We start from the raw sequence: 24,206 nt of genomic DNA, 5'->3' as shown, positions 1-24,206 counted from the left end.
GTCAGCCACGCTCCCAGTAACTTGGTCCTACGGGTTCTTGGAAGTCGCTCGTCGCTACCAGGTAGCCTTCCTCATCGACTGAGATAGGAAGCTGGGGTAGTGGGCGAACGGCCGGGCCGAAGATAACCTTGCATTCCTGAGTCAGGTCGAAGGTTGACTGGTGGCACGGACACAGCAGGTGGTGTGTCTGCTGTTCGTAGAGGGCTACGGGGCAGCCCACGTGTGTACAAATCTTCGAATACGCGACGATGCCTTCGAAACCCCAGTCCTCGCGCCCGGGGGAGGGGTTCAGGGATTCGGGGTCCAGACGCATCAGCAGTACTACTGCCTTCGCCTTCTCCTCAAGCTTGTGCTCGGCTTCGTTCAGCCCCTCGGGGATCACGTGGAACGCCGAACCTACGGTGACGTCGGAGGCCTTGATAGGCGTTCCGCTCGGATCGCGGGTGAGCCTCACGCCGTCGTCCCACATCGTCTGACGCAGCACATCACCAGGAAGCGGGCCGAGGTCACGGAAAATGGCGACAGCCGGGAAGATCGCGAGAACACCCGCGCCAAGGAGGGTGTTACGGATAAGTGGACGCCGTTTGATGCCGGATTCTTCGAGAATATCCCCGACAATCTTCTCAGCATCAGCTCGATCAGCTTCGGGACGAATGTTGTGACGGTCCTCGGCGATTTCATGATCTGGCATGAGTGTCTTTGCCCAGTGGACAATGCCGACGCCGATTCCGAGCATCGCGAACGCGGTACCAAGCCCGAGCAGGAGGTTCTGCAAACGGAGGTTGCTGATGGTTTGATCCAGTGGAACTGCGAAGTAGCCCACGAAGAACAATAGGGTTCCCAGAATGGAGATGAAAAAGAGAGCCCCCACCTGGCGCTCCGCACGCTTCTCTGCCCGCGGATCTACATCAGCCAAGCGCGGCCGGTGCGGCGGAAGCCCAGGATCCTGGAACTTCTGCAAGCCGCCCTGACCGGGCTTAGCGACGGTACCCGAGTTTTCGAGGCTCCCGTGACTATGGTCGGCCATGATCCCTCTCATCCTTCTTTAGAAACTTCACTCATCAATCCTGTTGTTTAGTTCTTCTTGACCAGCTTCTGCCCGTCAGGACGAGCGGGAGGTCAACCAGACGGTAAAGGCAATGATTACTCCGAGGCCTGCAACCCAGATGAACAGACCTTCCGAAACAGGTCCGAGCGACCCTAGGTCCGCACCACCGGGCGACCCCTGTTCTTCGATGACATTGAGGAACGCGATGATGTCCTGTTTGTCCTCAGGGGTGATGTTCGCATCGCTGAATACAGGCATGTTCTGGGGACCAGTGACCATTGCCTCATAGACGTGCTTCGCGGAAACTCCCTCGAGAGCGGGTGCGAACTTGCCGCGCGTCAGCGCGCCTCCAGCTGCGGCAGCGTTATGGCACATGGCGCAGTTGACACGGAACAGCTCGCCACCCTTTGCGGCATCGACGCCTTCGCCGGAGGTGTCCAGTAGCTCCTCACCCGGGATGGCAGGACCAGCACCAAGGGAGGCCACGTACGCTGCCATCTGCTGGATCTGCTCATCGGTAAATTGCACTGGCTTCTGCAGCGCCTGCGGCCCCTGCATCTGGAGTGGCATGCGCCCGGTTCCCACCTGGAAATCGACGGATGCTGCACCTACCCCGACCAGTGAAGGACCGTCTTCAGTGCCTGCTGCACCCATGCCGTGACAGGTTGCGCAGTTTGCGATGAAGAGCTTCTCGCCCTCTTCGACATCGTTGGCGGAGAAGGATGTCTGCGCCTTGGCTTCATTCGCGTTGCTTGCGATGGCATAAATGCCGCCCGTCAACAAGAGCCCCAAGAGCAGCAGCGCGATTGCTGCGAAGGGGTGGCGCCGCCTCTGCGAAAGTGCCTTCACGTCCTGTTTCCTGCCTTCTGTATTACATCTGTAGTCGTACGTTGCACCGCTGGGGTCAGCTTCATTCGCGACCGCCACCCCAATTCTACCCCGGGTAGAAAAGGGTTCAAGAGCAATCTACTTCAAGAAGTAGATGATGATGAACAGGCCGATCCAGACCACGTCCACGAAGTGCCAGTAGTAGGAGGTCACGATCGCCGAGGTTGCTTCAAAATGACCAAACCGCTTGGCGGCGTAGGCGCGCCCGATGATGAAGAGGAACGCGACGAGACCGCCGATCACGTGCAATCCGTGAAATCCGGTAGTCATGTAGAACGCGGACCCGTATGCATTGGAGGAGAGCGAAATGCCTTCGGCAACGAGCTCGGCGTACTCATAAGCCTGGACGGCGACGAATACGGCGCCCATCACGAAGGTCAGGAGGTACCACTCGACCATTCCCCACTTGGGCATGTTCAAGAAGCCGCCTACCCGGCGTGGCTGAAGCCGTTCAGCGGCGAAAACGCCCATCTGGCAGGTGAAAGAGCTCGAAACCAGGATGATCGTATTGATCAATGCGAAAGGCACATTGAGCTTCTCGGTCTCAAGTGCCCAGAGGTCACCCGACGCGGAGCGGAGAGTGAAGTACATGGCAAAAAGACCGGCAAAAAACATAAGCTCACTGGAAAGCCACACAACGGTGCCAACCGAGACCATGTTCGGCCGGTTCAACGTTGGATGCGCAGTGGTGTTGGGGGCATGAGTCGCTGTCGTCACCCTGACATTATGTCTCTAAAGCGGGCCACTTCACCAATGCGAAACGGCTCCGGCGCGCCCGTGGTGCAGCCAAGCCGGCCCGGTTGCCAGTAACGGCGCGGGAGTAACACCATGATGACTTTCTACAATTCGTAGATAACCTAGGGGAGTGACTGCAATTTCCGCCTCAGAGCTGCGATCCGAGACGTGGCCCCGGTTGATCTCGAGCCTAATTGCGGGCAAGGATCTCACTTCGTCACAGACCCGCTGGGCCATGGACTCCATTATGGAAGGCGCCGCTACCAGCGCGCAGGTCGCGGGGTTCCTGGTGGGCCTGCAAGCCAAAGGCGAGTCGGTCGAAGAACTGCTGGGCCTGGTGGAGGCGATGCTCGGCCGTGCGCACCGAATCGAAGTCACAGGGAGGTGCCTGGATATCGTCGGTACGGGCGGCGACGGCCTCGACACCCTGAACATCTCAACGATGGCCTCTCTTGTCGCCGTGGGGGCGGGGGCGCGCGTGGTGAAGCACGGAAACCGGAGTGCGTCGTCGTCGGCCGGCGCTGCCGACGTCATCGAAGCTTTGGGCGTGCGCCTCGACCTGCCAATTGACGACGTCGTGCGCTCAGCAGAAGAAGCTGACATCACCTTCTGCTTCGCGCAGGTTTTCCACCCTTCCATGCGGCATGTGGCGGTTCCGCGGAGAGAGCTGGGTGTTCCTACTGCCTTCAACTTTCTCGGTCCCCTCAGCAATCCCGCGGGCGTTGAAGCCCAGGCACTCGGGTGCGCCAATGCCCGGATGGCTCCCCTCATGGCGGGAGTACTCGCTGCCCGCGGCGTGCAGGCTCTGGTATTCCGGGGAAGCGACGGACGCGACAAGCTGACAACGAGCGGCTCGTCCACTGTGTGGGAAGTCCGGGACGGCGGAATCCGCGAGCAGGAAGTTCATCCATCGGACTTTGGCATTCCCCTTGCCACCGTGAATGCGCTAAAGGGAGCTGACGCGCAAAATAACGCGCAGGTGGTGCGCAGGGTGCTGGCCGGAGAGCACGGCCCCGTCCGCGATGCTGTAGTACTCAATGCAGCGGCCGGTCTGGTCGCCCTCGAAGCAGACTACTCAGCACCGCTGGTCGGCCGCATCGCGGAACAGATGCGAAGGGCTGAAGAAGCTATCGACTCCGGCGCCGCCCAGGCTGCGTTGGAACGGTGGGTAGCTGTCACCGGCCGCTAGCAAGGAACGGATTAGTCACCCGGGGCAGCCTACCTAGCTGTCGAAGCCGAGCGAGAAGGCGGCGTCCAGATCATGCTTCGAGTAGGAGCGGAAAGCGATTTGGGTAGTGGTCGACTCGACGCCCTGAACCTTCGACAGGCGGTCGGCGATGACGTCAGCGAGGTCCTCGTGACGGTCCACCCTCGCAATCGCAATGAGATCCCACTCACCGGTCACTGAATAAACCTCACTGATTCCATCGATTTCCGAGATTTCCTGAGCTGATTCAGGAATCCGTGAGGCATCGGTCTGGATGAGAACGAATGCAGTAATCATCTGGCTGCTCCTTGACTGAGGGTGGCATTCTGGCTGGGGGAGTGGCGGGTGGGTCTTCGAGTACGACGTAGTTGAACCAGCGAAGCGATGACGCGGGGGCTGAGAAGCAGTACCGCGAGCGTCAGGGCAGCGACAACCTGAAACGCCATGGCGGCACTGCCGCCTGAAAGCAGTCGGATCAGCAGCCCACCGACCACCGTTCCAGCCCAGAGGGGCAGACCCGTGCGGAGTAATGCACCTGGTTGGCGCCAAGCAGCGAGCGCGGTGAATGAGAGAACATACGCTGTAAGAAAGGGGACGGCGATCGTGAAAACGCCGACGGCGGCCACTGTGCCATGATGCGAAGCGTTCCCAATCACCGCGAAGAGGAGAACGAGAAGGACGTCGGCGGCCACCCAGAGTGCCCACCTGGGCCTGCCGGATACAGCAGGAATCCTCGTAACGCTCGTCATGAAGCCAGCCTACTGGTTCGCCCGGATCGTTTCGGTACCCAAAACATTCCGCAAACTCATTCCCTGGAGGGGAGTGCGGGCATAGCCTAGGGGCATGTGCAGGAATATCAGGACACTCCACAATTTCGAGCCCGAGGCGACCAGCGGCGAGGTGCACGCGGCTGCGCTACAGTATGTCCGCAAAATCAGCGGCACCACGAAACCTTCAAAGGTGAATGAGGAGGCTTTCGCCCGGGCTGTCCAGGAGATCGGGACCATCACCGAGCGGTTGCTTGCTCAGCTGGTGACAAACGCTCCGCCCAAGGACCGTGAAGTGGAGGCTGTCAAAGCAAAGGAACGGTCCGCCAAAAGGTTCGCTACAGCGTAGCGGCCGGGACCACCGCACACCCTAGACAGATCGAGGAGATTTCCATGAGCACCCGTCTTAATCCCTACCTTGGTTTCCGCGATACTGCCCGGGACGCCTTGACCTACTACCAGTCAGTCTTCGGGGGAGACCTGACGCTCAGCACGTTCGGGGAGCTTCACGCCAGTGAAGATGAGAGCGAACAGCACAAGATCATGCACGGAATGCTCACCAGCAGCAACGGAATGGTCCTGATGGGCGCTGATACTCCAAACAGCATGGATTACACGCCCGGCAACACTTTCTCGGTTTCCCTCAGCGGCGAGGACGAAAGTGAACTGCGCGGCTACTGGGACCGTCTGTCCGGGGGCGGGTCCGTGACCGTTCCGTTGGAAATGGCGCCCTGGGGCGACCATTTCGGGATGTGCACCGATAAGTTCGGTGTCGCGTGGCTAGTGAATATTGCCGGAGCGCAGCAGCCACAGCAGTAGGGCACCAGTGCAGCGAACCTGGCTCGCACAACCACGACACCGTCGTCAAGGACGAGCTTGCTTACTCCGACGCCATCCCCGCGCCGATGCTGCCAGAAGACGTTGCCGAGAGCACCAGGTTCAGGGCGACCCGGCATCCCCGGACCTCCTCCATCACTGAAATGTGGGCCATGCCCACCTCCCAGGTCTGACCCGCCTAGAAGCAACGTAAGTTAGCGCTCACCGCTGAAACCCCTAACCTGCTTTACGCGCAAAATGGAGCACATCCGAAATTACCGCGCCGTGTCCGGCATTGAGGGGATAGTTCTCTCTACCCCAGGCGGCTGCTGGTCTCCCAAGTGGAAGACAGCAGCCGTCGGGGATTCGGCTGGGAACTCACGCTCAGCAGTGGTCGCGCCGGTGCCCCGCGTTCGAAGGGTTCCGAACGCAAGTGTCCCCAGTACTACGGACGTCGGTCGTTACGATCGGCGCTCCCGGGGCGTCGGTCTCGACGACGAGTGGCTCGATGTCCTCACGGGTAACAACGATAATTGGCTGCGCGGCCACAGTCGCCGTTTCAACCTCCTGCCTCGTATCCCCTTCGGTGACCGATATCACCGGGGCGATCGGGACGCACACAATGTCCGATTCCTCCGGGCCGGGCCGGGTTCCGGTGCTTACGATGGGCGTACCGGGAACCACTTCCTCCGTAACCACTGGAGTCCCTTGCGCTGTTGACGTCGACACCACCGGAGTGCCGGATGGGGTCGGTACGTCGGTGCCGCGGGGGAAGTTGAATGTGGTGACCGTGGTGGTCGTGGTTCGCGTTGTCGGCTGCGAAGTGGTCGCTGTGCGCTCCGTTTGCTGCGTCGTCATCGTGGCGATTACCGTCTGGTACGTCGTGGTGGTGCAGAATTCACGCGGTTGCGTGCTGGTGAAGACCTCGGTGAACGGCGTCGTCGTTGTTATCAGCGTCTCCCGCGGCTGAGTGGTCGTGACTACCCGTTCCCGCGGAGTGGTCGTCTTAGTGACGATCGTGGTGGGGGTCGTTGTCGTGGTCAACACGGCCGTATCACATTTCTCCACGCGGCTCGATGCCCGCTCGTTGTTCACCCTGCGACAATTGGTGGTTGTGGGCGTCTGCGTGCTCGTCGGCGTGCCGCTTTCTGTCCGAGTTGTAATTGTTGGCGTGCCAGGAACAACAGCGTCCTCGCTGACGGCATCGCCGGCATTGCGCTCCTCCTCGGCCACATTCGGGATGCCAGTGCGCTCGGTCCGAACGACAGTCGCGTCGCCGACATCGCCTTCCTCGGTCGTCACCGTAGGATTGGGCTGCCGGGCTGGAAGCGATGTGTCCACAGTGACAGGACCGCCTACGGGTCGGTCGGCACTGAACGAGATCGTCGGAGTGCCTGACGGAACATCAGGAGCCACGACGATGGTCGTGACCGTGCAGACTTGATTAGAGCCGTTACCGCTGAGCGTGCCGCCCAGCGTCGTACAGGCTGCCTGCCGTTCGTCGGGGCCGGCAAATACCGGGCCGGCTGGTATCAGCGCGACGGCGAGCCCTAGCGCCGTCGCCACCATTAGGGAAGAAATGCGCATGATGGATTCTCGTTTCACGGTCGACTGACCCCGCACGCGCGGGCTGTCGTGAACTTAACACGCTGCCCGAACGACGGCATCGAGATCGAGAAACTCGAGTAGTGATCCAGGCATAAACGAGTAGTGTTCCGGTCATAAACGAGTAATGCGTCTGTAACAGACAAATGCCAGCCTCCACGCGCGCGCAGGCTGATAGTTGACATAATGTAGATTATCGGCGCTTTATCGATGCCACGGAATCAGCTCAGGCTTCAACGCGATCAGGCCTCACCGACGATAACGAGTTCGTTGCCTTCGGGGTCGGCAATCCGCCAGCGGTTGTCAGACCCGTCGAGTAGTCGACCGCCGGCAGCGAGAGCCGCAGCCAATCGTTCCTGGACGATGTCTGACGGCACAGCGAGTTCGAGGTGAATACGGTTGCGCTGTCGTCGTCGTTCGATATCTGAAGCATCGAGCTCCTGGAAAGCCACCACTGGGTTTAACCGCAGCGGATCATAAATATCACTGACGCCCGGCCGCGTGTCGTCGGTATATCCAAGAGCCGCCGCCCAAAAGGCGCGAACCGCGACGACGTCGGCAGCGTCCAAAAAGAGCTGAGTGAACCGCGGCAGACCTTGATCCACGGCCACCCCGAGCTCCTGCGCGGCTGTGTGAAGGTTCTCGGCGAGGGCGGGGAAGTCGACGCCATGCGCATTATCCTCCCCTTGATCCTTACCGCTGTCGAGGATCACAAGCCCTGGGCGTAGGTCGATCAGTAGCGGGAAGCCCGCTCCGTCAGCCAGCGCCGCTGCCGCAACCGCCAGGTCACGCTGCTGTTCCGGTGTGGCGGTTCGGTAGCACGCCATCGCGCTGAAAATTGACTGCCACTGCGCGAGCCCGGCCCGCTCGCCGAGCAACGCTCCAGGCACCAGGTCAACCTCGTTGCCGTCGGGGTCCTTATGACGAACGCCGAACGGTCCTGACGGCGCGCCAGGGCTTACCTCCTCAGCCACCACCGCAGGGCGCACGACGTCGAGGTGAACTCGATTTCGCAATGGCCGCTGCTCAGTGGACTTCCTTATCCGTAATGCAGGGTCGCGCAACAGCGGATCTGCCAGGCCGCCGTCCGCAGCGGACGCATAGCCCAGCACCGGCTGCCAGAACTGCCTCAGCGCCAGCGGGTCAGCGGATTCAAACACGACGCTTACCAGCTGCAGTGCGGATGGATTCGCAGCTAGCCCGCGATCCCGCGCGGCCGCGGACACAGCCTCGGCATCCGACCCCAAGTCGAGGCGCACGCGCACGCCGCCCGCACGTAGGTCAACAACAGTTCCAGGTGACAGCGCCACGATGCGACCGGCCAACTCGGCCCCCGCAATCAGTGAGGGTGCCTCGAACCAAGCGGTTACCACGCCGTCGATAATCCGCCAATCAGTTCCAGTTTCTGCCATACCCGGCACTGTACCGCCCGCTCGGGACAACATCCCTCCGGATGCTGGTTCAGTCTCCGCCTATCATTGGGACGTGCCAATCCATCGCAGCCATGAAATCCGATCACTGGTAGAGAATTTGCTGGCCCGTGAGGAGCCCGAGATTGTGCAGCTGGGTGATCCGGTTCTACGAACTCCAGCCGAACCGTTCGACGGCCAGCTTGATGATGAGGAACTCGGCCAACTGCTGGCGGCTATGCGTCTGGCCATGCATAATGCACCCGGAGTCGGTCTGGCTGCACCGCAGCTAGGAATCCCCCTTCGTATCGCCGTGCTCGAAGACGTTATCCCGGTTTCTGAAGACATCGCAGAGCTGCGCGAACGGGCTGGCCTGCCATACTTCGCCATGATCAATCCGGAATACGCGCCGATCGGAACCGAGAAGGTCCAATTCTTCGAGGGATGCCTCTCCTTTGCGGGCTGGCAGGCTGTGGTGGAGCGTCACCGAAGCGTGGAGCTGCACTACGTTGAGCCCGCGGGAACGCGTGTTACCCGCCAATTCAGCGGCTGGTCAGCCAGGATTGTCCAGCACGAGACCGATCACCTGAACGGCGTCATTTACGTCGACCAGGCAAATACGCGCTCACTGGTGAGCAGCGCTGAATACAGTAGGCGCTGGGCACAGCCCGGAGTTGAGCTGGCCCAGCGCTCGCTCGGGTTCTAGCTGGCCTGGTTCTTCGTACTGGGGAGCTTTTGGGCCCACCAGCGCAGAATGTGCTCGAACCGCTGCCTGCGGTGCCAAGGCGTACCCGCCCGCGAAAGCTCGTGGGTCTCCCCCGGGAAAATCAGCATCTCGGTCTCAACGCCGTTGCGCTTAAGCGCTGTGTAATAGCGCTGCGCCTGCTCCAGCGGGCACCGCAGATCTTCCTCCGAATGGATCACGAAGGTCGGCGTGCGGACCTTCGCAACCTGCGCGTAGGGGCTCTGCGCGCTGACCTTCTCACAGTCGGAGCCTGTATAGGCTTCCGAGAAGAACCACCCGATGTCGGAGGATCCAATGAATGACTCCGGATCCAGGAAGCCGCGCTCGACGATGGCGCCTTTGAACCGGTGGTCGTGTGCAACGAGCCAAGCGGTCAGGTAGCCGCCGTATGAGCCTCCCATGACACCCAGGTTGCCGCCGTCGAGCTCGCCGTACTTAGCCACGGCACCATCTAGGAAAGCCAGAACGTCCTGCATATCCACGGTACCCATGGCCTCTTTGATGACCCGCCCGTGTTCCTGGCCGTATCCGGCCGCTCCACGGGGGTTGCACATGAGGACCGCGTAACCCGCGTTGACGTACACCTGGGCCTCGTCGAAATAACCCCAGCCATATTGCGCGAATGGGCCGCCATGAATGTTCAGCAGGACCGGGTGTGGCCCCTCCCCCTCGGGGACCAGAACCCACCCGTGAACGGGATAGCCATCCGGAGCGTCGAAGGTTTCTTCGTGGAGCGGTGCCACCGTGCTCTCGGTGCGCAGCTTCGCAGAGAAATCCGTCAGAGACTCGAGCGACCCGCCCGACACCCGACCGAGTTCTCCCATGGTGGAAGGGTCGCTGTAGGAGACGACGACGACGCCCTCAACGGCCGCCGCTCCTGAAACAACGAGTTCGCCGCCAAGGACCGTGCTGACATCCCCGGAGAGTGAGACCTTCAGCAGGCTGCCCGCTCCCCTACTCCGATCGAAGACGAGAACGCTGTCGGCGTCCACCGTCACGATCTCCCCCACTTCACCCAGGTCGACGGATTCGGGATCGGTGAGGATCCTGACGTCGCTTGGATCGTCAATCGGCGCTGCATAGAGTGCGGTGTTGCGTGCAACGAAATCCAGGCCATCGGCCGAGAGAGAGCTGCCGAGGTAGTAGACCCAGCGCCCGTCAGGACTTACCGCCGGACTGCCGCACCCAGCGATTTCGCCGTCGGGGCCTGGAACATTAGTTAGGCGCACGCGGTCGGCGCCGTCCAGCTTGATCGAGTAGATGTCGGAGCGGAGGTTCTCCTCTGACCCCGGTTCAAGGGACGCCACGAACAATACCCTGGACCCGTCCGGGGTGAACGCGGGCGCGGAGTGCTCGGCGTCGTCGTGCGTTAGTTGCAAGGGCTCCTGGTAAAGCGACGGTGCTTCATCTCCAACGGCCTTCTTGGCCCTTCCAACCGGCTCGACCGCCGGTTCTTCACCCAGCGCGGGCACGTCCAACAGGAAAAGATGCGAGCGCTTGTCCCTGGAGTACCCGACCCCGTTCATCTGGTACTTGAATTCAGTGATGAGGCGAGGGTCTTCCTGTCCGCCCGTCACCCCATCAACCGTGCCGTAGCGGCCTTCTTCGGGCACGCGGGCGCAGAAAACCAGGCGCCGGGAATCGGGGGCCCACTCGAATCCGGAGACGCCGAGCAACCGGTCCGTCAACTGGCGGGGTTCTCCGCCACGGCTGTCGACGATGAAGACCTGCGGCTTGCCGCCCTGACTCGCGCGCAGGAAAGCCAGAATGGATCCGTCCGGCGAAAACTTCGGCGACGTGTCCCTGAATCCGCGCGTCAGCCGGCGGGATTCAGAGCCATTGAGCGGCACCTCCCAGAGCTGACCAACATACGAGTCTGCGTCGAAATCCGGGCGGGTAACGGAGACGACGCAGCGCTCTGCCTGCGGATGAAGAGTTGGTGTGCTCACGGACTTCAGTAAGTTCAGTGTGTTTGGTTTCACATTGAAGAGACTATGCCCGGGCAACGCAGCTCCCAAGTCCCGCGGAACTCAAAGCCCTACGATTGTTCAGTGGTCCATCACCTTCAGAACGTCCTCGCCTGCCCGGTCTGCAGGGCGCCGCTGGCCCAGCGAACGGACGACGACGGCGGCGGGCTGGGTTGCGCGGAGGGCCACCGCTTCGACGCCGCACGCCAGGGGTACATCAACCTTTTGAGCGGCCATGGAACGAATTTCACGCCGGACACTCCGGAAATGGTGAAAGCGAGAGCGGATTTTCTCGCGCGTGGGCATTATGAGCCGCTGACTGCTTTCGTCGCCCGGACGGCGGAAGATCACCTTGCAGCACGAGTGCACCTTCCCGTCGTCCTTGATGCCGGCGCCGGAACCGGATCCTACCTTCAGGCAGTCGTCAGCGCAGTTCCCACGGCGCGGGCAGTGGCGCTGGACATCTCCAAGCACGCGCTGAAGAAAGCGGCACGGCTCCTGCCGGATGCATCCTGCCTTGTATGGGACGTCTGGCGGCCCCTGCCTCTGCAGGACCGCACAGTCGACGTCATCCTCAACGTCTTCGCCCCACGCAACCCAGCGGAGTTCTACCGTGTGTTGGCACCGGAGGGGCTCCTGATCGTGGTCACTCCCCTGCCGAACCACCTCCAGGAGATCGCCGAGGCAGCGTCGCTGCTGCGGATGAGTGAAGGGAAACAGGACGACGTCGAGGCCGGGCTCCGGGACCGGTTCCGCCTTGACGCGGCTCACGCAGTCGAATTCCGAATGGACCTTACAGCGGATGACATTGCCGACGTTGCCGCCATGGGTCCGGCAGGCCACCATCGCGGCCGCCCAGACCCAAAGTTGCTGCCGCAGAACCGGACGGTGACTGCGGCCTTCTCGGTGCAACTTTTTGTTCCTCTTAGCTCATAGAGCTGCAGTATTCAAGGCGTCGAACTGATAACGGTCGCCGCCCGCCAACCAGGACGCTATATTCCTGGTTCACGATTTGGCATGATGGAAGAAGCACCGCTTTGGGAAACCTCCCGACGCTGCGGTGCAAAGGCGAGGGGAAGCACATGTTGGATTGGCTGGTTCAGAACACCTGGATTCTCTGGCTGGTCCTGCTCCTCGGGCTCGCGGCAGTTGAAACCCTCACGCTCGATCTGTTCTTCATCATGATGGCAACTGGTGCGCTCGGAGGGCTCATCGCAGCGCTTGCCGGTGCACCATTCTTTATCCAGGTGGTCATCTTCTGCGTCGTGTCTCTGTTGATGGTTCTACTGGTCCGGCCAGTTGCACTGAAGCACCTCCAGCGCGGACCCCATGACCGGAGCAGCAATATCGACCGCTTGGTCGGAGAATCGGCCCTCACACTCGAACCCGTCAACGGGTTGTCCGGCACAGTGAAAATCGGTGGCGACACCTGGACCGCCCGGACCGTGGACGGCTCTTCGCTTCCGGCTGGCGAACGGGTTTCCGTTGCCCGGATTGACGGAGCGACCGCCGTGGTCGCTGGAGTCCGTGAATCCGACCACGACGCGCCGACGGTCCTGTGACCGGTTGCAACACCCACAACCACACCAACAAAGGGGAACCATGCCTACAGATGCAGGGGCAATAGGACTGACAATTGTCCTGATTGTTCTGGTCATTTTCGTGTTGATCGTACTGGTCAAGTCGGTGCGAATCATTCCGCAGGCGCGGGCAGGGGTGGTGGAACGTCTCGGAAAATACCAGCGGACCCTACAACCCGGGCTGACAATCCTGATCCCTTTTGTCGACCGGCTGCTGCCCCTCCTCGACCTACGTGAACAGGTTGTCTCATTCCCTCCCCAGCCGGTGATTACCGAAGACAACCTTGTCGTTTCCATCGACACCGTTGTTTACTTCCAGGTCACGGATCCCCGAGCGGCCACCTACGAGATTGCCAACTACATCCAGGCAGTCGAGCAGCTGACCACCACCACGCTGCGAAACGTGGTCGGCGGGTTGAATCTTGAAGAGGCATTGACCTCGCGGGACCAGATCAATGGACAACTGCGCGGAGTGCTTGACGAAGCCACCGGTCGGTGGGGTATCCGTGTTGGGCGGGTGGAGCTGAAAGCCATTGACCCGCCCCTGTCCATTCAGGATTCGATGGAGAAGCAGATGCGCGCTGAGCGTGATCGTCGCGCGGCGATCCTGACGGCGGAGGGCACCAAGCAATCCCAGATCCTGACCGCTGAAGGGCAGAGGCAGGCGGCCATCCTGGCTGCAGAAGGTGACGCGAAAGCAGCAATCCTTCGCGCTGATGGTGAGTCGCAGGCGATCCAGAAAGTCTTCGACGCGATCCACAAAGGTAACCCGACCCAGAAGTTGCTGGCCTACCAGTACCTGCAGACCCTCCCGAAGCTGGCGGAAGGCAATTCCAACAAGCTCTGGATCATCCCGAGCGAAGTTGGTGAAGCTTTGAAGGGCATCGGGAACGTGCTGGGCAATGCTACCCCTGACACGCCGGAAACCGGCGACGAGGGCGCGGGCTCCCGGGGTCACTCCCCCGTTTAACCCTGATACGTTGCACGGCGGTGTCCTCGCTTACGGACACCGCCGTTGTCGTGTGAGCTGACTCGAAGATCGGTCATGCACATCAGCTGATTGGGAGTATTCAAAACCTACCGGGTATAGTTGGGTGTTTGCCGGATCGCTGCACCGCCGGGAACATTAGGCGATCATCTGACGTTGAGTCATTTGCAACCTGACTGAAAAGTCAGACCGCTGTGCCATTTGTTCAAGTGCAGCAAAGGCGTCCGGAATTCCGGGATGCCGAACGTAGTGAGGGAGAAATAATGAGCGACCGTAGCTTGCGGGGCATGCGTCTTGGCGCACAGAGCATGGAGACTGAGTCCGGTGTCGAACCCGCGCCCCGTCAACGTATCGAGTACCGCTGCGAGGACGGCGAACGCGTCTTCGTCACCTTCGCTGCAGAGGCTGAGATCCCACCGCTGTGGGTATCCAAAACCGGCAAGGAAGCCCTCCTCGTCGACGGAGAGCGGCCGGACACCTCCGGTGACAAGCCCGTGCGCACCCACTGGGACATGCTGCTCGAGCGTAGGTCCATGGAGGAGCTCGAGCAAATTCTTGAGGATCGGCTGAACATCCTGCGGGAACGCCGCGGAGAGCGCCGTTCGGCTTAGCGCCTACACAGAACCAACAGAACCGCCCGGCACTTCACTGAAGTGCCGGGCGGTTCTGCATGTGGTTGCAGGTGAGCGGGCTATGAGGCTCCCGGGGAAACTAGCGGGATGTTAATCGCCGGGCAACGTTCAGCAATGTGCGCCAGCGTGAGGCCAGCCCCCACCGCGTGACGTTGGCGATTGCCTCGAACACTATGTTTCCGCTCATCTTGGAGTCCCCGTACTCGCGCTCCACGAACGTGATGGGCACCTCGACGATGCGTAGGCCCTGCTGCGCCACCCGGAAGGTCATATCCACCTGGAATCCGTACCCCACTGACTCCACCGCGGCGAGATCGATGCTCTGGAGAGTTTCGCGGCGAAAGACACGGTAACCGGCAGTGATGTCCCGGACGCCCAACCCGAGCAATGTGCGCGAGTAGAAGCTTCCTCCGCGGGAAAGCAGTGTGCGGTGCAGCGGCCAGTTGACGACGGTCCCTCCAGGTACCCAGCGGGACCCGATCACCAGGTGAGCGCCTGCAATAGCTCCCAAGAGACCGGGTAGTTCCTCCGGCCGGTGTGATCCGTCGGCGTCCATCTCCACGATGACGTCGTAGTCCCGTTCCAGTGCCCAGCCGAACCCGGCGATGTAGGCCGCACCGAGGCCTTCCTTGCCCCTCCGGTGAAGTACATGGACAGCGGAGTCAGCCGTTGCGATTTCGTCGGCGAGCACGCCCGTCCCGTCAGGACTGTTGTCATCCACCACGAGGACATCTGACTCCGGTACGGCATCCCGCAAACGCTTCAGGGTCAACGGGAGCGAGACACGCTCGTTGAAGGTGGGAATGATGGTGAGAATGCGCACTCAAGTGCCTTTCAAGGGGTGAGAGTGCGCGTCGGGGCGCAACTGCTGAGAACCGGATCGACTCCCAAGTATAGGCGAACCATCTTTGCCTACCCGCTCAGGCCACGCGAGTGCCCCGCTGTGGGCTACCAATGCTACGGGGTGAAATTCGGGTAGGTCCGCACGCCTTCGGGCCAGCAGTGGTCTATTGACCGGCGCTGTTTTCTACTGACGTGCGAACCTACCCGTTGTGAGTACCGAGCCATCATTGACGCAGAAGAGCACAACGTTCACGTAATGGCCCCCCTGGCTTTAGCTGTGTGCGCTGGCTCGGTCAGGTCTATCCATTGCAATGGATCCCGACCCGTAGACCTAACAGCTTACGGGCTGTGGAGGAAGTGTCAACAGGCCTCTGACCTGCATCTTTGCACGTTTTCGCAGGTCAACGGCAAATCCCTTTCCCAACTTATTTTCCCCGCAATATCCGGGTTCGAATCAGTGTTGACCGACGCTAAGACTGCCCTCCGCGAACAGTTCCGTTCCACGGTGGACTGTCTGCAGGCAGCGTGGCTGCTGCCCGTCGTCCAGCGCGGGCAACAGCGGTGTACCAGCGCGGGGATCAGTGCTCCAGGACTGCACCCTGCTATCTGGCGTCTGGACCATCAAAGTCTCCACTTCCCACACCGCATACGACGCCGGCGCGCCCGGCACAAGCTGTCCAAGCATCGGGTTATCGGCACCGGCAGCCCGCCAACCGGCCCTGGTGTGGGCGATGAACGCTGCACGGGCGGAAATTCGCTCCTGAGCGCTGGAGTGAATGATGCAGGCCCTGACCGATTGCCACGGCGACACCTGCGTGACCGGTGAATCGGAGCCGAGGCACACGGGTACTCCCTGGGCGAGCATCGTCCCGACGCGGTTCATCGGTTGGAAGCGGTCAGGTCCCAGCCGCTGTTCGTAGAGGCCTCCAGGCCAACCCCACAGGGCATCGAAGCCCGGTTGGGCGCTGACAATAACTCCATGGTGCGCAAGACTTCGGATGGCTTCATCGTCCGCTAGTTCAACGTGCTCCAACCGGTGCCGTGCCGCGCGGACCCTGTCGAGGCCATGGATCGAAACTGTACGTTCAAGGCCGGCGATAACGGTTTGAAGTCCTTCATCGCCGATTACATGGAAGCCAGCCTGCTGCCCTGCCGCGGTGGCCGCGCCCAGGTGCAGGGCGACGTCGTCGGGCTTCATGAACGCAGTACCGCACGTATCTGCCGCGTCCGAGTAGGGCGCCCGCATACGCGCGGTGTGCGATCCGATCGAACCATCGACATTGAGGTCTCCCCCGAGGCCCAGGATTGAGCCGCCAAAACTTTGGAGGATGGACTTCAGCTCCTCCTCGGACGTAGCCGCCTGGCCCCAGTACGCCATGACCTCGGGCAGCGGTCCGCCGAGCGAGAGCAGCATGTCCAAATCTTCACGGGGGGCGATGTGCGGTGCGGCCATTTCGACGACGGCGACAATGCCGTTCCTTGCAGCGTGGTCGAGCGCGATCCGCTGCACTTCCCCTCGTTCAGCCGCGCTAAGGGAGCGCGCCGACGTCCTGGCAGCGAAATGGGCTTCCCGGACGACGAAGCCGTTGTCCCAGCCATCCAACTCATGAAGGGACAAACGCGCCGCGAAAGGCGCCGACACCACGGCCGAGTGGACATCAGCCCGTACGAGATAGACGTCGCGTCCTCCCGACGCATTATCGAGTTCGGCCGCAGTGGGCGGACGGCGCTCCGGCCACCGGGACTCGTCCCAACCGGTGCCCAGTACAGCGCCCGAGGTGGAAGCCGCTGCGTTGGCCACCAACGTGAGCAACTCGCCAAGGCTGTCCACCCCGGTCAGATCGAGGGACGAGAGGGCGAGCCCGGTTTCCGTAGTGTGGAAATGGGAGTCGACGAACCCGGGCGCCACTAGTGCCCCCTCGAGGTCCACCACGTCCATGGAACTGTCAGCAAGGGAGGCCGCAGCGTGTTCGGAGCCTACCCACGCTACCGTGTCCCCGGTGACCAGCATTGCTGTCGCGAAGGGGTCTGCAGCGCTGTAGACGGATCCATTGCGGTACAGAACGGGTCTGGGGTTTGGGACAGGCACGGAGAAGATACTTTCGTTCGGTGGGAATCAGTTACTCGGTCACCGCGGAATAGGCGACGACTCCGCGGCGGATGAGGGCGATTGCGTCGAGGCACAGACGCCGGAATCCGGGCGCCGGGTCCGGGACCTTGGCAAGCTGGTCTATCAGGTCGATGATCTGTTTCGCCCAACGCACGAAGTCGCCGGCAGCGAGGTCCGTGCCATTGAGCGCGTTCTGCAGGCCCCGGCCACGAGCCCACTTGTACACCGGCCATACGAGGCCGAAGTCCGGCTCACTCGTGACGGATAACCGGTGTTGTTCTTCCAGGTCGGTGAGGGCGGACCACTGGCGGATGACGACGTCGACCGATGCTTCCAGGGACACGCTGGGCATGCGGGGCCGGAGGCCGCGCTCTTCACGCTTCGCATGGTAAACGAGTACCGAGGCCAGCGCAGCAAGTTCAGCTGCGTCCAGATCACCGCACGCGCCGTGCTCAAGGGAGAGCGCAATAAGGAGGTCCTTCTCGCCATAGATCCGCCGCAGTTTCTGGCCGGGTTTTGTGATCTCCAAGCCCCGCGGTCCGTGAGACTGAAGGTAGCCGTAGTGGAGTAGAACCTCGGAAACCCGATCGAAGGTTTTCGCTATGGTGTTGGTCCGGCCCTGAATCTGCTGCGCAAGGCGATCGGTTTCCCTTCGAAGTTTCCACCACCGCTCCGCCCACCGGGCGTGGTTCTCACGGTCGCTGCAGCCATGGCAGGGATGGGCCCGCAACCGCCGGCGCAGTTCAATGATCGCCTTCTCCTGCCGCGCTGAGCCCATAATTGGAAAGTCATGCGGACGGCTCGGGGACGGTGGACGTTTGTCGTTCAACGCGTTGCGCAGTGACGATGCGAGGTCCCGTCGATCTTTCGGCTTGCGGGCATCGAACTGCTTCGGGATGCGGACGTGCGAAAGCACCTCGACCGGTTGGTCGATATCCTGAACGCCAAGGCGCCTGACGTGCTTCTCAAGCGTGAGGACTGTGGGCCGTGGGTCATGGGAAGCATCGGCTGAGAGAACCACTGCGTATCCGGCGATCCTCCCGGAAGGAACATCAATGATGTCTCCCGGCTTGAGTGCTTCAAGGGACGCCGCCGCTGCGCTGCGCTTGTTCCTCACACCGAGCTTGGAAGCTGCGGCCTCAAGGTCGGACAATTCCCGACGGATCGCCGAGTATTCGGAGAAGTCACCCAGATGGCAGGTCATGGACTCTTCGTAGCCTTTGAGGGACTCCTCGCGCGTACGAACCTGGCGCGCGAGTCCCACAACCGACCGGTCTGCCTGGAACTGGGCGAAGGAAGTTTCGAGAATTTCCCTTGTGCGGTGTTGTCCAAACTGGGAGATGAGGTTGATGCTCATGTTGTACGTGGGCCGGAAACTCGAATTCAGCGGATAAGTGCGGCGTGATGCCAGACCCGCGACGGCGCTTGGATCAGTGCCGGGCTGCCACAGAACGACGGCGTGGCCCTCCACATCGATCCCCCGGCGTCCCGCCCGTCCAGTGAGCTGCGTGTACTCCCCCGCCGTAATGTTCACGTGAGCTTCGCCGTTGAACTTGTCCAGCTTTTCCAGCACTACTGACCTCGCCGGCATGTTCACTCCAAGGGCGAGGGTCTCAGTAGCGAAGACGGCCTTGACCAGGCCCTCCTCGAAGAGCTTCTCAACGACCTCCTTGAAGGTTGGCAGCATCCCCGCATGATGGGCTGCGAATCCTCGGAGGAGCCCTTCGCGCCAAGCCCAGAACCCGAGCACCTCCAGGTCTTCCTCAGGGATGTCCTGGGCTGCACCTTCGACGCGGCCGCTGATGATTTCACGCTCGTACTCGGTGGTCAGCCAGAGCCCGGCATCGAGGCATTGAGTAACTGCGCCTTCGCATCCGTTACGCGAGAAGATAAAGGTGATCGCGGGGAGCAATCCGTCACGGTCGAGCGCAGCAATGACCTGGGGGCGGCTTGCCCGCCGGACCGCGGTCTGCGTTGACTGCTGGCGTCCGGATGATCCCCTCCCCCGCTTGCCGCCAGCCCCCCAGCGTGCGCGTTGGTTCATTCGGGTCTCGGTCGTTGCAAGGTCCAGTAGTTCGGGATTAACCGAGAACTTCTCCTCTGCCCCAGTGCTGCCAACCGACGCAGCCTCATCGAAGGCTACCTCGCCCGCAAAGAGGTCAAGGAGGCTCTGCCCGACCATCACATGCTGCCAGAGCGGGACGGGCCGGTGCTCCGAAACCACCACATCAGTGTCTCCGCGCACTGTGTCCAGCCAGGCGCCGAATTCTTCCGCATTCGACACGGTGGCGCTGAGCGAGACGACCTTCACCTCGGTGGGCAGGTGGATAATCACTTCTTCCCAAACAGCTCCGCGGAATCTGTCGGCTAGATAGTGCACCTCATCCATGACCACGTATCCAAGACCGGAGAGGGTGTCCGAGTCTGCGTAGAGCATGTTCCGGAGGACTTCCGTAGTCATGACGACGACGTTCGCCTCGGAATTGATACTGGTGTCTCCGGTCAACAACCCGACCTGATCCGCACCGTGCAGGGCCGCCAGTTCCGCGTACTTCTGATTGGACAGCGCCTTGATCGGCGTGGTGTAGAAGGCTTTCAGACCATTCTCAAGCGCCATGTAGATGGCGAACTCACCGACGACAGTCTTGCCAGCTCCCGTCGGTGCGGCTACCAGCACACCTTTACCGGATTCAAGTGACGTGCACGCTTCGGTCTGGAATTCGTCCAACTCAAACCCGAGCGTCTGCTCGAAGTGAAAGAGCCGGGTTTTCGCATAGTCGTTACGCGCCCGCGCTGCCTGATACTGCTCGGCTGGGGAGGTCATGATCCCAGCCTAGACTCTTCAAGCTGCGGCGAACTGCACCTCCGGCAGCTTAGATACCTTCGAGGCTCGAAGCTTTGTCTGCGTTGGCCTCAAGGTCAGCCTCGCGGTCAGCGTTCCGCTTCTCACGGCGCTTGTCATTCAGCAGACAGAGCCCAATTGCTACGAAGAAAAGGACCAGCAGCGGAACCGCAAGGTAGAACATGCTCATGGCGTCGCCGCCAGGAGCGGCCATCGCCGCGAAGAGACACACCAGGAATACGGTGATTCGCCACGACTTGAGGATCTGCTTCCCCTTGACCAGGCCAACCATATTGAGTCCAAAAAGCAGGACCGGGAGCAGGAAGGCAATTCCGAAGGCCAGCATGAGCCTGAGGAGGAAGGTGATGTACACCGGCACGGTGATGAAGTTGGCGAAGCCGATTGGCGTGAAGTCCGTGAGGACCCGCACGGCGCTGGGCAGGATCAACCAGGCCAGAGCGATGCCGGAGAGGAAGAGCGGCACGGCAACCGCTATGAACGCAAGCGCAATTCGCCGTTCCTTTAGGCGGAGCCCAGGCGTTATGAAGGCCCACAACTGGTAGAGCCAGACAGGGCTGGCAATGACAAGCCCCAGGAACACCGAGATCTGGATCATCAGGTCAAATGGCGATCCGACGCCGTCGAAGTTCAGGGCAGCAGAACGCCCGTCCAAGGTGTTGATGTCGCGGATCGGTTTGGACATCGCTGCCAGCACAGGGTTATAGATGAAGAATCCAATAACGGTTCCGATAACCAGAGCAATAGCTGACTTGAATAGCCGGTTACGGGCTTCCTTCAGGTGCTCTTTGAGCGCCATCCGCCCCTCAGGGTTGGACTTGCGCGCTTTGACTCGTGGCATGCCTGGTGGGGTCAGGGTGTTGAGGTGTTACCAGGCCCCGATGCACGCGTTGAACCGTGCTGTGTATCGGACCCGCGGTGAATGTCGTCCGGGCGGTCATTGACCACTCGCCCTTCGACAGGAGAGGAGCCGTCAGCCTCATTGGGTCCGTTCTCTTCCTTCATCTGCCGGACCTCGGACTTGAAGATTCGCAACGACTGTCCGACGCTACGTGCAAGACCCGGAAGTTTGGGGGCACCAAACAGGAGAATTGCGATGGCAATGATGATCAGAATGTGCCAACCCTGGATCTGCATGACGAGTTTCCTCTCGATAAGTCTGGCTTAAGTCTAGGTCATAGGTGGGGCATATCACGAAGAAGTTGGGGCTGACCCCGTAATGCCCGGCGGTGTACCCGACGTTCAAGCCGGGACCACCGTCGATTCCGTGCGCTCAGTGCGTTTGCTGCTTTTACATCAGCGGGCGTCTTGAAAACAGCAGGTACAAACTCCTGCCGGGTTGCCCTCGATGTGTCCTGTGACCGGGGCGTCAGCGCTTCACTGGCGCGTCCCGCTTCGTCCAGTAAGGCAGTGAAGCCGCGGAAGAGGCGCCAGCCAAGATACGCAAGCAGAAGCAATGACACCGCGACCAGGGCCACCCACAGGAGTATCCACATCCACCAGACCATGGAGCCAGTCTAGGTCAGCGGCAACGCATAATTGGCCAGTGCGCCCGCGGCGAAGTCGATGGCGCGGTGCCTCAGGTCCTCGGGCCTGTGGATGACACAATCCCCTCCGAGCGCCGCCACCATGCCCGGCAGGGCTGCGGTATCGCCGAACCTGATCTCGGCAGCGAGACGTCCGTCGTCGAGGTCGGCAGTGCGTTCTGCGGAGTAAGCCTCAGCAACCCAGGCCGCGGCCGGAGTGAGGATGACGACAACGACCTGATCCGATTCTGACGGCTCATAAAAGGCGTTCACCCCTCCGCGCCCGCTGCCCTGTCCGGTTTGCGGACGGTCAGTGACGAGAACCCTGCGCATTCGGTCCAGGCGGAAATTGCGGCGGCCCCCGGCCCGGTGGCACCACGCCTCGAGGTACCAGGTGTCATTCTGCAGAAACACCTTCACTGGCTCCACGAACCGATCCGTTACTTCATCGCGGGAATGCACCACATAACTGAGGTCCAGTTGAACCTCGCGCTCGATGGCCTCGCGAATTGTCCTCAGGATGGGAGCGGCCTCCTGTTCGGTGAGAACCGCGGCGAAATTGTTGTGCACCTGGGCGACCTCTCCCGCCGCTTCGCGCAGTTTGGACAACGCAGACGCTACCGCCGAGGTTTCCGAGAGGCCCGGAAGATCGGACAGCGCATGAAGACCGACGAGCAGCGCACTTGCCTCATCAAGCCCGAACCGGATGGGTTCCCCAAGTCCCTGGGGATCGCTCACCTGGATACGGTTACCGTCCAGTTGGATGTCGATCAGCCCGTCCGGGTAGAAGCGGGGTCCGCTGACAAACAAAAGCTCGACGTCGTCTATCAGTTGAGCTGGGGTGACCTTGAACTCCCGCGCCGCAGTGTCGACATCCACGCCCGGGTTGCTGATGAAATAGGGCACAAGATCCAGCAAACGCAGCAACCGGTCTTCAGTGGTTCGCCTGGGACCACGGTGCGTTGTCTGTCTTACGGTTGAGAATGAGACAGCGGAAACGCTCTCCTGCTTTAACGCCTCGGTAGCGCCCTTGAGGCGCTGCCTGACGACGCTGGCCAGGGACTCGGGAGAAATCACACGGGCATTGGGGCCGAGGGAAGCAATTTCGCTGGCGACCGCGGCTTCGTCGGAATAGCTGTAGGTGATGCTGTCCCACCCAGCGTGTCCCTGCTCAACCGCCGCGCCCGGCCTGGTTCGCAGCAACTGGCAGGTGTCTGGCCGGATTTCCACAACTGTCCGCTGGAGGGCAACTCCGGGGTCGAGGGATGCCAGCGACCGGGTCATCGAGAAGCCCTCCGGGATGGCATAGTCACCGTCGACGACGACGGGTGGAGTGCTTATCCGGGTGAGCCTGAACCATCTTTCCGCCGTTCGATCGAGATCGAACCCCACCAGGTACCAGTGGCCGAAGCGGCTACCGATTCCCCAGGGCTGGACAGTTCTCTCCTGCTCTTCCCCGGCGTTGGCTGCACGGTAGCCGAATCGAATGGTCCTGCGTGCGCTGACAGCCCGCCACAGTTCCTCCCAGAAGGGCTCGTTCGTGCGTAGGCGGGCCTCGATGGAGAGCTTGGGTAAATCTTCCTGGCCCACTCCACTGCCGCTCAACCGCCGAAGCGCCCGTGCTGCGGCTGTGCCGAGTGACGCTTCTTCCCACATTCCTGCAGCGAGGCTCAGGGCCACGGATTCCGCCGGGGTGAAACTCATCCCCGGAAGGCGATAGTCATGGGCGTTGATGCGGTAGCGCATGGCGGTGTTGTCGTTGTCGAACAGTGGGTCTTCGCTGAACGACTCAACCGGGATTCCCTGCTCGCGGAGGGCCGCCTTGTCACGGTCGAAAAGCTTCTCCCGCGCCGCCGTGGTCGGTGCTTCCGCGTAATGCTCCACTTCGCGGAAAAGCTCCTCCTTCGTCCAGCCTTGGGTCCGGGACAGGAGCAGCATCACCAGGGTGAGCAGGCGTTCCGTTCTTTTGGCTGACACGGTCGCAAGAATACCCGCTCACCGTATTGAACGCGGGAAGGGCGGGTCACAGCACCGGAGTGTTGTAACCCGCCCTTGAACAGTAGTGGTACGGAAGCCCCTACCGGACGCCCATCAGGTCCACCACGAAAATCAGCGATTCGCCGGGGGCGATAGCCGACCCCGCACCGCTGTCCCCGTAGGCAAGGTGCGGCGGAATCTCCAGACGGCGCCGTCCGCCCACCTTCATGCCCGGGATGCCCTGGTCCCAGCCCTGGATAACCTGGCCGATACCCACCTTGAAGTCGAGGGGTGCTCCGCGGTTCCAGGAGGAATCGAACTCCTCGCCGGTTGAGAATGCCACGCCGACATAGTGTGCGGAGACTGTGTCCCCCGCTTTCGCCTCCCGGCCGCTCCCCTCGATCAGGTCCTTAATGACCAGATCCTCTGGACGCTCCTGGCCCGGGAAATCCACCTCAGGCTTTGTGCGGTCGTATTCACGCTGTCCGAAAGACATGTTTCTC

Annotated in this window: 23 protein-coding genes and 1 pseudogene; 9 read left to right on the top strand and 15 right to left on the bottom strand. The window is 61.5% G+C overall.

Annotated features, from left to right (window positions below):
* Nucleotide 1: 1 nt before the first annotated feature.
* The 3 genes from qcrA to ctaE all read right to left on the bottom strand — a co-directional run bounded on the left by qcrA (nt 2) and on the right by ctaE (nt 2,653).
* Nucleotides 2–1,027, bottom strand: coding sequence for a cytochrome bc1 complex Rieske iron-sulfur subunit (gene qcrA, locus ACWA1U_RS12595; RefSeq protein WP_463722520.1), 1,026 nt, complete (start codon nt 1,025–1,027; stop codon nt 2–4).
* 75 nt (nt 1,028–1,102) lie between these two features.
* Nucleotides 1,103–1,897, bottom strand: a complete 795-nt coding sequence (qcrC, locus tag ACWA1U_RS12590; protein WP_463722519.1) for a cytochrome bc1 complex diheme cytochrome c subunit — start codon at nt 1,895–1,897, stop codon at nt 1,103–1,105.
* 117 nt (nt 1,898–2,014) lie between these two features.
* Nucleotides 2,015–2,653 (bottom strand): aa3-type cytochrome oxidase subunit III, encoded by a 639-nt coding sequence (ctaE, locus tag ACWA1U_RS12585; RefSeq protein WP_463722518.1) that lies wholly within the window; start codon nt 2,651–2,653, stop codon nt 2,015–2,017.
* Between the two features lie 148 nt (nt 2,654–2,801).
* Between ctaE and trpD the strand changes: the two genes are divergently transcribed.
* The gene (gene trpD, locus ACWA1U_RS12580; RefSeq protein ID WP_463722517.1) at nt 2,802–3,860 is read left to right on the top strand and encodes an anthranilate phosphoribosyltransferase; all 1,059 of its coding nucleotides are present in this window, start codon (nt 2,802–2,804) and stop codon (nt 3,858–3,860) included.
* Nucleotides 3,861–3,893: 33 nt separating this feature from the next.
* Here the strand turns inward: trpD and ACWA1U_RS12575 are convergent, their stop codons facing one another.
* On the bottom strand, nt 3,894–4,175 hold the full coding sequence (locus tag ACWA1U_RS12575) for an Lrp/AsnC family transcriptional regulator (protein ID WP_463722516.1): 282 nt from the start codon (nt 4,173–4,175) through the stop codon (nt 3,894–3,896).
* Nucleotides 4,172–4,627, bottom strand: coding sequence for a DUF3054 domain-containing protein (locus ACWA1U_RS12570; RefSeq protein WP_463722515.1), 456 nt, complete (start codon nt 4,625–4,627; stop codon nt 4,172–4,174). The genes ACWA1U_RS12575 and ACWA1U_RS12570 overlap by 4 nt, the downstream gene beginning before the upstream one ends.
* Nucleotides 4,628–4,721: 94 nt before the next feature.
* On the opposite strand from ACWA1U_RS12570, the gene ACWA1U_RS12565 reads away from it, so the two are divergent.
* Nucleotides 4,722–4,994 (top strand): DUF2277 domain-containing protein, encoded by a 273-nt coding sequence (locus ACWA1U_RS12565; RefSeq protein ID WP_463722514.1) that lies wholly within the window; start codon nt 4,722–4,724, stop codon nt 4,992–4,994.
* A 44-nt stretch (nt 4,995–5,038) separates the two neighbouring features.
* Nucleotides 5,039–5,464 (top strand): VOC family protein, encoded by a 426-nt coding sequence (locus ACWA1U_RS12560; protein ID WP_463722513.1) that lies wholly within the window; start codon nt 5,039–5,041, stop codon nt 5,462–5,464.
* Nucleotides 5,465–5,845: 381 nt separating this feature from the next.
* Here the strand turns inward: ACWA1U_RS12560 and ACWA1U_RS12555 are convergent, their stop codons facing one another.
* Together ACWA1U_RS12555 and ACWA1U_RS12550 are read right to left on the bottom strand one after the other, a co-directional pair.
* Nucleotides 5,846–7,048, bottom strand: a complete 1,203-nt coding sequence (locus ACWA1U_RS12555; RefSeq protein WP_463722512.1) for a hypothetical protein — start codon at nt 7,046–7,048, stop codon at nt 5,846–5,848.
* Between the two features lie 260 nt (nt 7,049–7,308).
* Nucleotides 7,309–8,478, bottom strand: a complete 1,170-nt coding sequence (locus ACWA1U_RS12550) for a VOC family protein (protein ID WP_463722511.1) — start codon at nt 8,476–8,478, stop codon at nt 7,309–7,311.
* A gap of 73 nt (nt 8,479–8,551) precedes the next feature.
* Between ACWA1U_RS12550 and ACWA1U_RS12545 the strand changes: the two genes are divergently transcribed.
* Nucleotides 8,552–9,181 carry a peptide deformylase gene (locus tag ACWA1U_RS12545; protein WP_463722510.1) on the top strand — a complete coding sequence of 210 codons (630 nt, stop codon included), beginning with the start codon at nt 8,552–8,554 and terminating at the stop codon, nt 9,179–9,181.
* On the opposite strand, the gene ACWA1U_RS12540 is transcribed toward ACWA1U_RS12545, so the two are convergent.
* Complete coding sequence (locus ACWA1U_RS12540; protein ID WP_463722509.1) at nt 9,178–11,169, bottom strand: S9 family peptidase; 1,992 nt, start codon at nt 11,167–11,169, stop codon at nt 9,178–9,180. The two genes, ACWA1U_RS12545 and ACWA1U_RS12540, sit on opposite strands and share 4 nt — an antisense overlap.
* Nucleotides 11,170–11,214: 45 nt before the next feature.
* Between ACWA1U_RS12540 and ACWA1U_RS12535 the strand changes: the two are divergent.
* From ACWA1U_RS12535 to ACWA1U_RS12515, 5 genes and pseudogenes are all read left to right on the top strand, one after another.
* Nucleotides 11,215–11,367, top strand: a pseudogene (locus ACWA1U_RS12535) (Trm112 family protein); the annotation flags it as partial.
* 87 nt (nt 11,368–11,454) lie between these two features.
* Nucleotides 11,455–12,123, top strand: a complete 669-nt coding sequence (locus ACWA1U_RS12530; protein WP_463725038.1) for a methyltransferase domain-containing protein — start codon at nt 11,455–11,457, stop codon at nt 12,121–12,123.
* Between the two features lie 146 nt (nt 12,124–12,269).
* On the top strand, nt 12,270–12,749 hold the full coding sequence (locus tag ACWA1U_RS12525) for an NfeD family protein (protein WP_463722508.1): 480 nt from the start codon (nt 12,270–12,272) through the stop codon (nt 12,747–12,749).
* A 40-nt stretch (nt 12,750–12,789) separates the two neighbouring features.
* Nucleotides 12,790–13,737: an SPFH domain-containing protein gene (locus ACWA1U_RS12520; protein ID WP_463722507.1), complete on the top strand. Its 948-nt coding sequence runs from the start codon at nt 12,790–12,792 to the stop codon at nt 13,735–13,737.
* A 281-nt stretch (nt 13,738–14,018) separates the two neighbouring features.
* Nucleotides 14,019–14,366 (top strand): RNA polymerase-binding protein RbpA, encoded by a 348-nt coding sequence (locus ACWA1U_RS12515; RefSeq protein WP_463722506.1) that lies wholly within the window; start codon nt 14,019–14,021, stop codon nt 14,364–14,366.
* Between the two features lie 100 nt (nt 14,367–14,466).
* Here ACWA1U_RS12515 and ACWA1U_RS12510 read toward each other — a convergent pair whose 3' ends face one another.
* The 7 genes from ACWA1U_RS12510 to ACWA1U_RS12480 form a co-directional block, all read right to left on the bottom strand.
* Nucleotides 14,467–15,210, bottom strand: a complete 744-nt coding sequence (locus tag ACWA1U_RS12510) for a polyprenol monophosphomannose synthase (RefSeq protein WP_463722505.1) — start codon at nt 15,208–15,210, stop codon at nt 14,467–14,469.
* Nucleotides 15,211–15,684: 474 nt separating this feature from the next.
* A complete protein-coding gene (locus ACWA1U_RS12505; RefSeq protein WP_463722504.1) occupies nt 15,685–17,319 on the bottom strand; it encodes an amidohydrolase in 1,635 nt (544 codons plus the stop codon).
* Nucleotides 17,320–17,350: 31 nt separating this feature from the next.
* The gene (locus tag ACWA1U_RS12500) at nt 17,351–20,164 is read right to left on the bottom strand and encodes a DEAD/DEAH box helicase (RefSeq protein ID WP_463722503.1); all 2,814 of its coding nucleotides are present in this window, start codon (nt 20,162–20,164) and stop codon (nt 17,351–17,353) included.
* 49 nt (nt 20,165–20,213) lie between these two features.
* Complete coding sequence (tatC, locus tag ACWA1U_RS12495) at nt 20,214–21,041, bottom strand: twin-arginine translocase subunit TatC (protein ID WP_463722502.1); 828 nt, start codon at nt 21,039–21,041, stop codon at nt 20,214–20,216.
* Between the two features lie 11 nt (nt 21,042–21,052).
* Nucleotides 21,053–21,337, bottom strand: coding sequence for a Sec-independent protein translocase subunit TatA (gene tatA, locus ACWA1U_RS12490; RefSeq protein ID WP_463722501.1), 285 nt, complete (start codon nt 21,335–21,337; stop codon nt 21,053–21,055).
* A gap of 380 nt (nt 21,338–21,717) precedes the next feature.
* Nucleotides 21,718–23,703: a helix-turn-helix transcriptional regulator gene (locus ACWA1U_RS12485; protein WP_463722500.1), complete on the bottom strand. Its 1,986-nt coding sequence runs from the start codon at nt 23,701–23,703 to the stop codon at nt 21,718–21,720.
* Between the two features lie 100 nt (nt 23,704–23,803).
* Nucleotides 23,804–24,199, bottom strand: a complete 396-nt coding sequence (locus tag ACWA1U_RS12480; RefSeq protein ID WP_463722499.1) for an FKBP-type peptidyl-prolyl cis-trans isomerase — start codon at nt 24,197–24,199, stop codon at nt 23,804–23,806.
* Nucleotides 24,200–24,206 lie beyond the last annotated feature (7 nt).

It is taken from the genome of Arthrobacter sp. TRD_SC_6, from assembly GCF_055361185.1.
Note: the sequence above shows the minus strand (reverse complement) of the source record. Positions and strands in the feature narration are given on the sequence as shown.

Excerpts from the sequence above, each read along its gene's own strand:
- tatA (WP_463722501.1), bottom strand. The coding sequence starts at position 21,337 with ATGCAGATCCAGGGTTGGCACATTCTGATCATCATTGCCATCGCAATT.
- ACWA1U_RS12550 (WP_463722511.1), bottom strand. The coding sequence starts at position 8,478 with ATGGCAGAAACTGGAACTGATTGGCGGATTATCGACGGCGTGGTAACC.
- ACWA1U_RS12570 (WP_463722515.1), bottom strand. The coding sequence starts at position 4,627 with ATGACGAGCGTTACGAGGATTCCTGCTGTATCCGGCAGGCCCAGGTGG.
- ACWA1U_RS12530 (WP_463725038.1), top strand. The coding sequence starts at position 11,455 with ATGGTGAAAGCGAGAGCGGATTTTCTCGCGCGTGGGCATTATGAGCCG.
- ACWA1U_RS12520 (WP_463722507.1), top strand. The coding sequence starts at position 12,790 with ATGCCTACAGATGCAGGGGCAATAGGACTGACAATTGTCCTGATTGTT.
- tatC (WP_463722502.1), bottom strand. The coding sequence starts at position 21,041 with ATGCCACGAGTCAAAGCGCGCAAGTCCAACCCTGAGGGGCGGATGGCG.
- ACWA1U_RS12575 (WP_463722516.1), bottom strand. The coding sequence starts at position 4,175 with ATGATTACTGCATTCGTTCTCATCCAGACCGATGCCTCACGGATTCCT.
- ACWA1U_RS12480 (WP_463722499.1), bottom strand. The coding sequence starts at position 24,199 with ATGTCTTTCGGACAGCGTGAATACGACCGCACAAAGCCTGAGGTGGAT.
- qcrA (WP_463722520.1), bottom strand. The coding sequence starts at position 1,027 with ATGGCCGACCATAGTCACGGGAGCCTCGAAAACTCGGGTACCGTCGCT.
- ACWA1U_RS12565 (WP_463722514.1), top strand. The coding sequence starts at position 4,722 with ATGTGCAGGAATATCAGGACACTCCACAATTTCGAGCCCGAGGCGACC.
- ACWA1U_RS12555 (WP_463722512.1), bottom strand. The coding sequence starts at position 7,048 with ATGCGCATTTCTTCCCTAATGGTGGCGACGGCGCTAGGGCTCGCCGTC.
- ACWA1U_RS12560 (WP_463722513.1), top strand. The coding sequence starts at position 5,039 with ATGAGCACCCGTCTTAATCCCTACCTTGGTTTCCGCGATACTGCCCGG.
- ACWA1U_RS12500 (WP_463722503.1), bottom strand. The coding sequence starts at position 20,164 with ATGACCTCCCCAGCCGAGCAGTATCAGGCAGCGCGGGCGCGTAACGAC.
- ACWA1U_RS12515 (WP_463722506.1), top strand. The coding sequence starts at position 14,019 with ATGAGCGACCGTAGCTTGCGGGGCATGCGTCTTGGCGCACAGAGCATG.
- ACWA1U_RS12525 (WP_463722508.1), top strand. The coding sequence starts at position 12,270 with ATGTTGGATTGGCTGGTTCAGAACACCTGGATTCTCTGGCTGGTCCTG.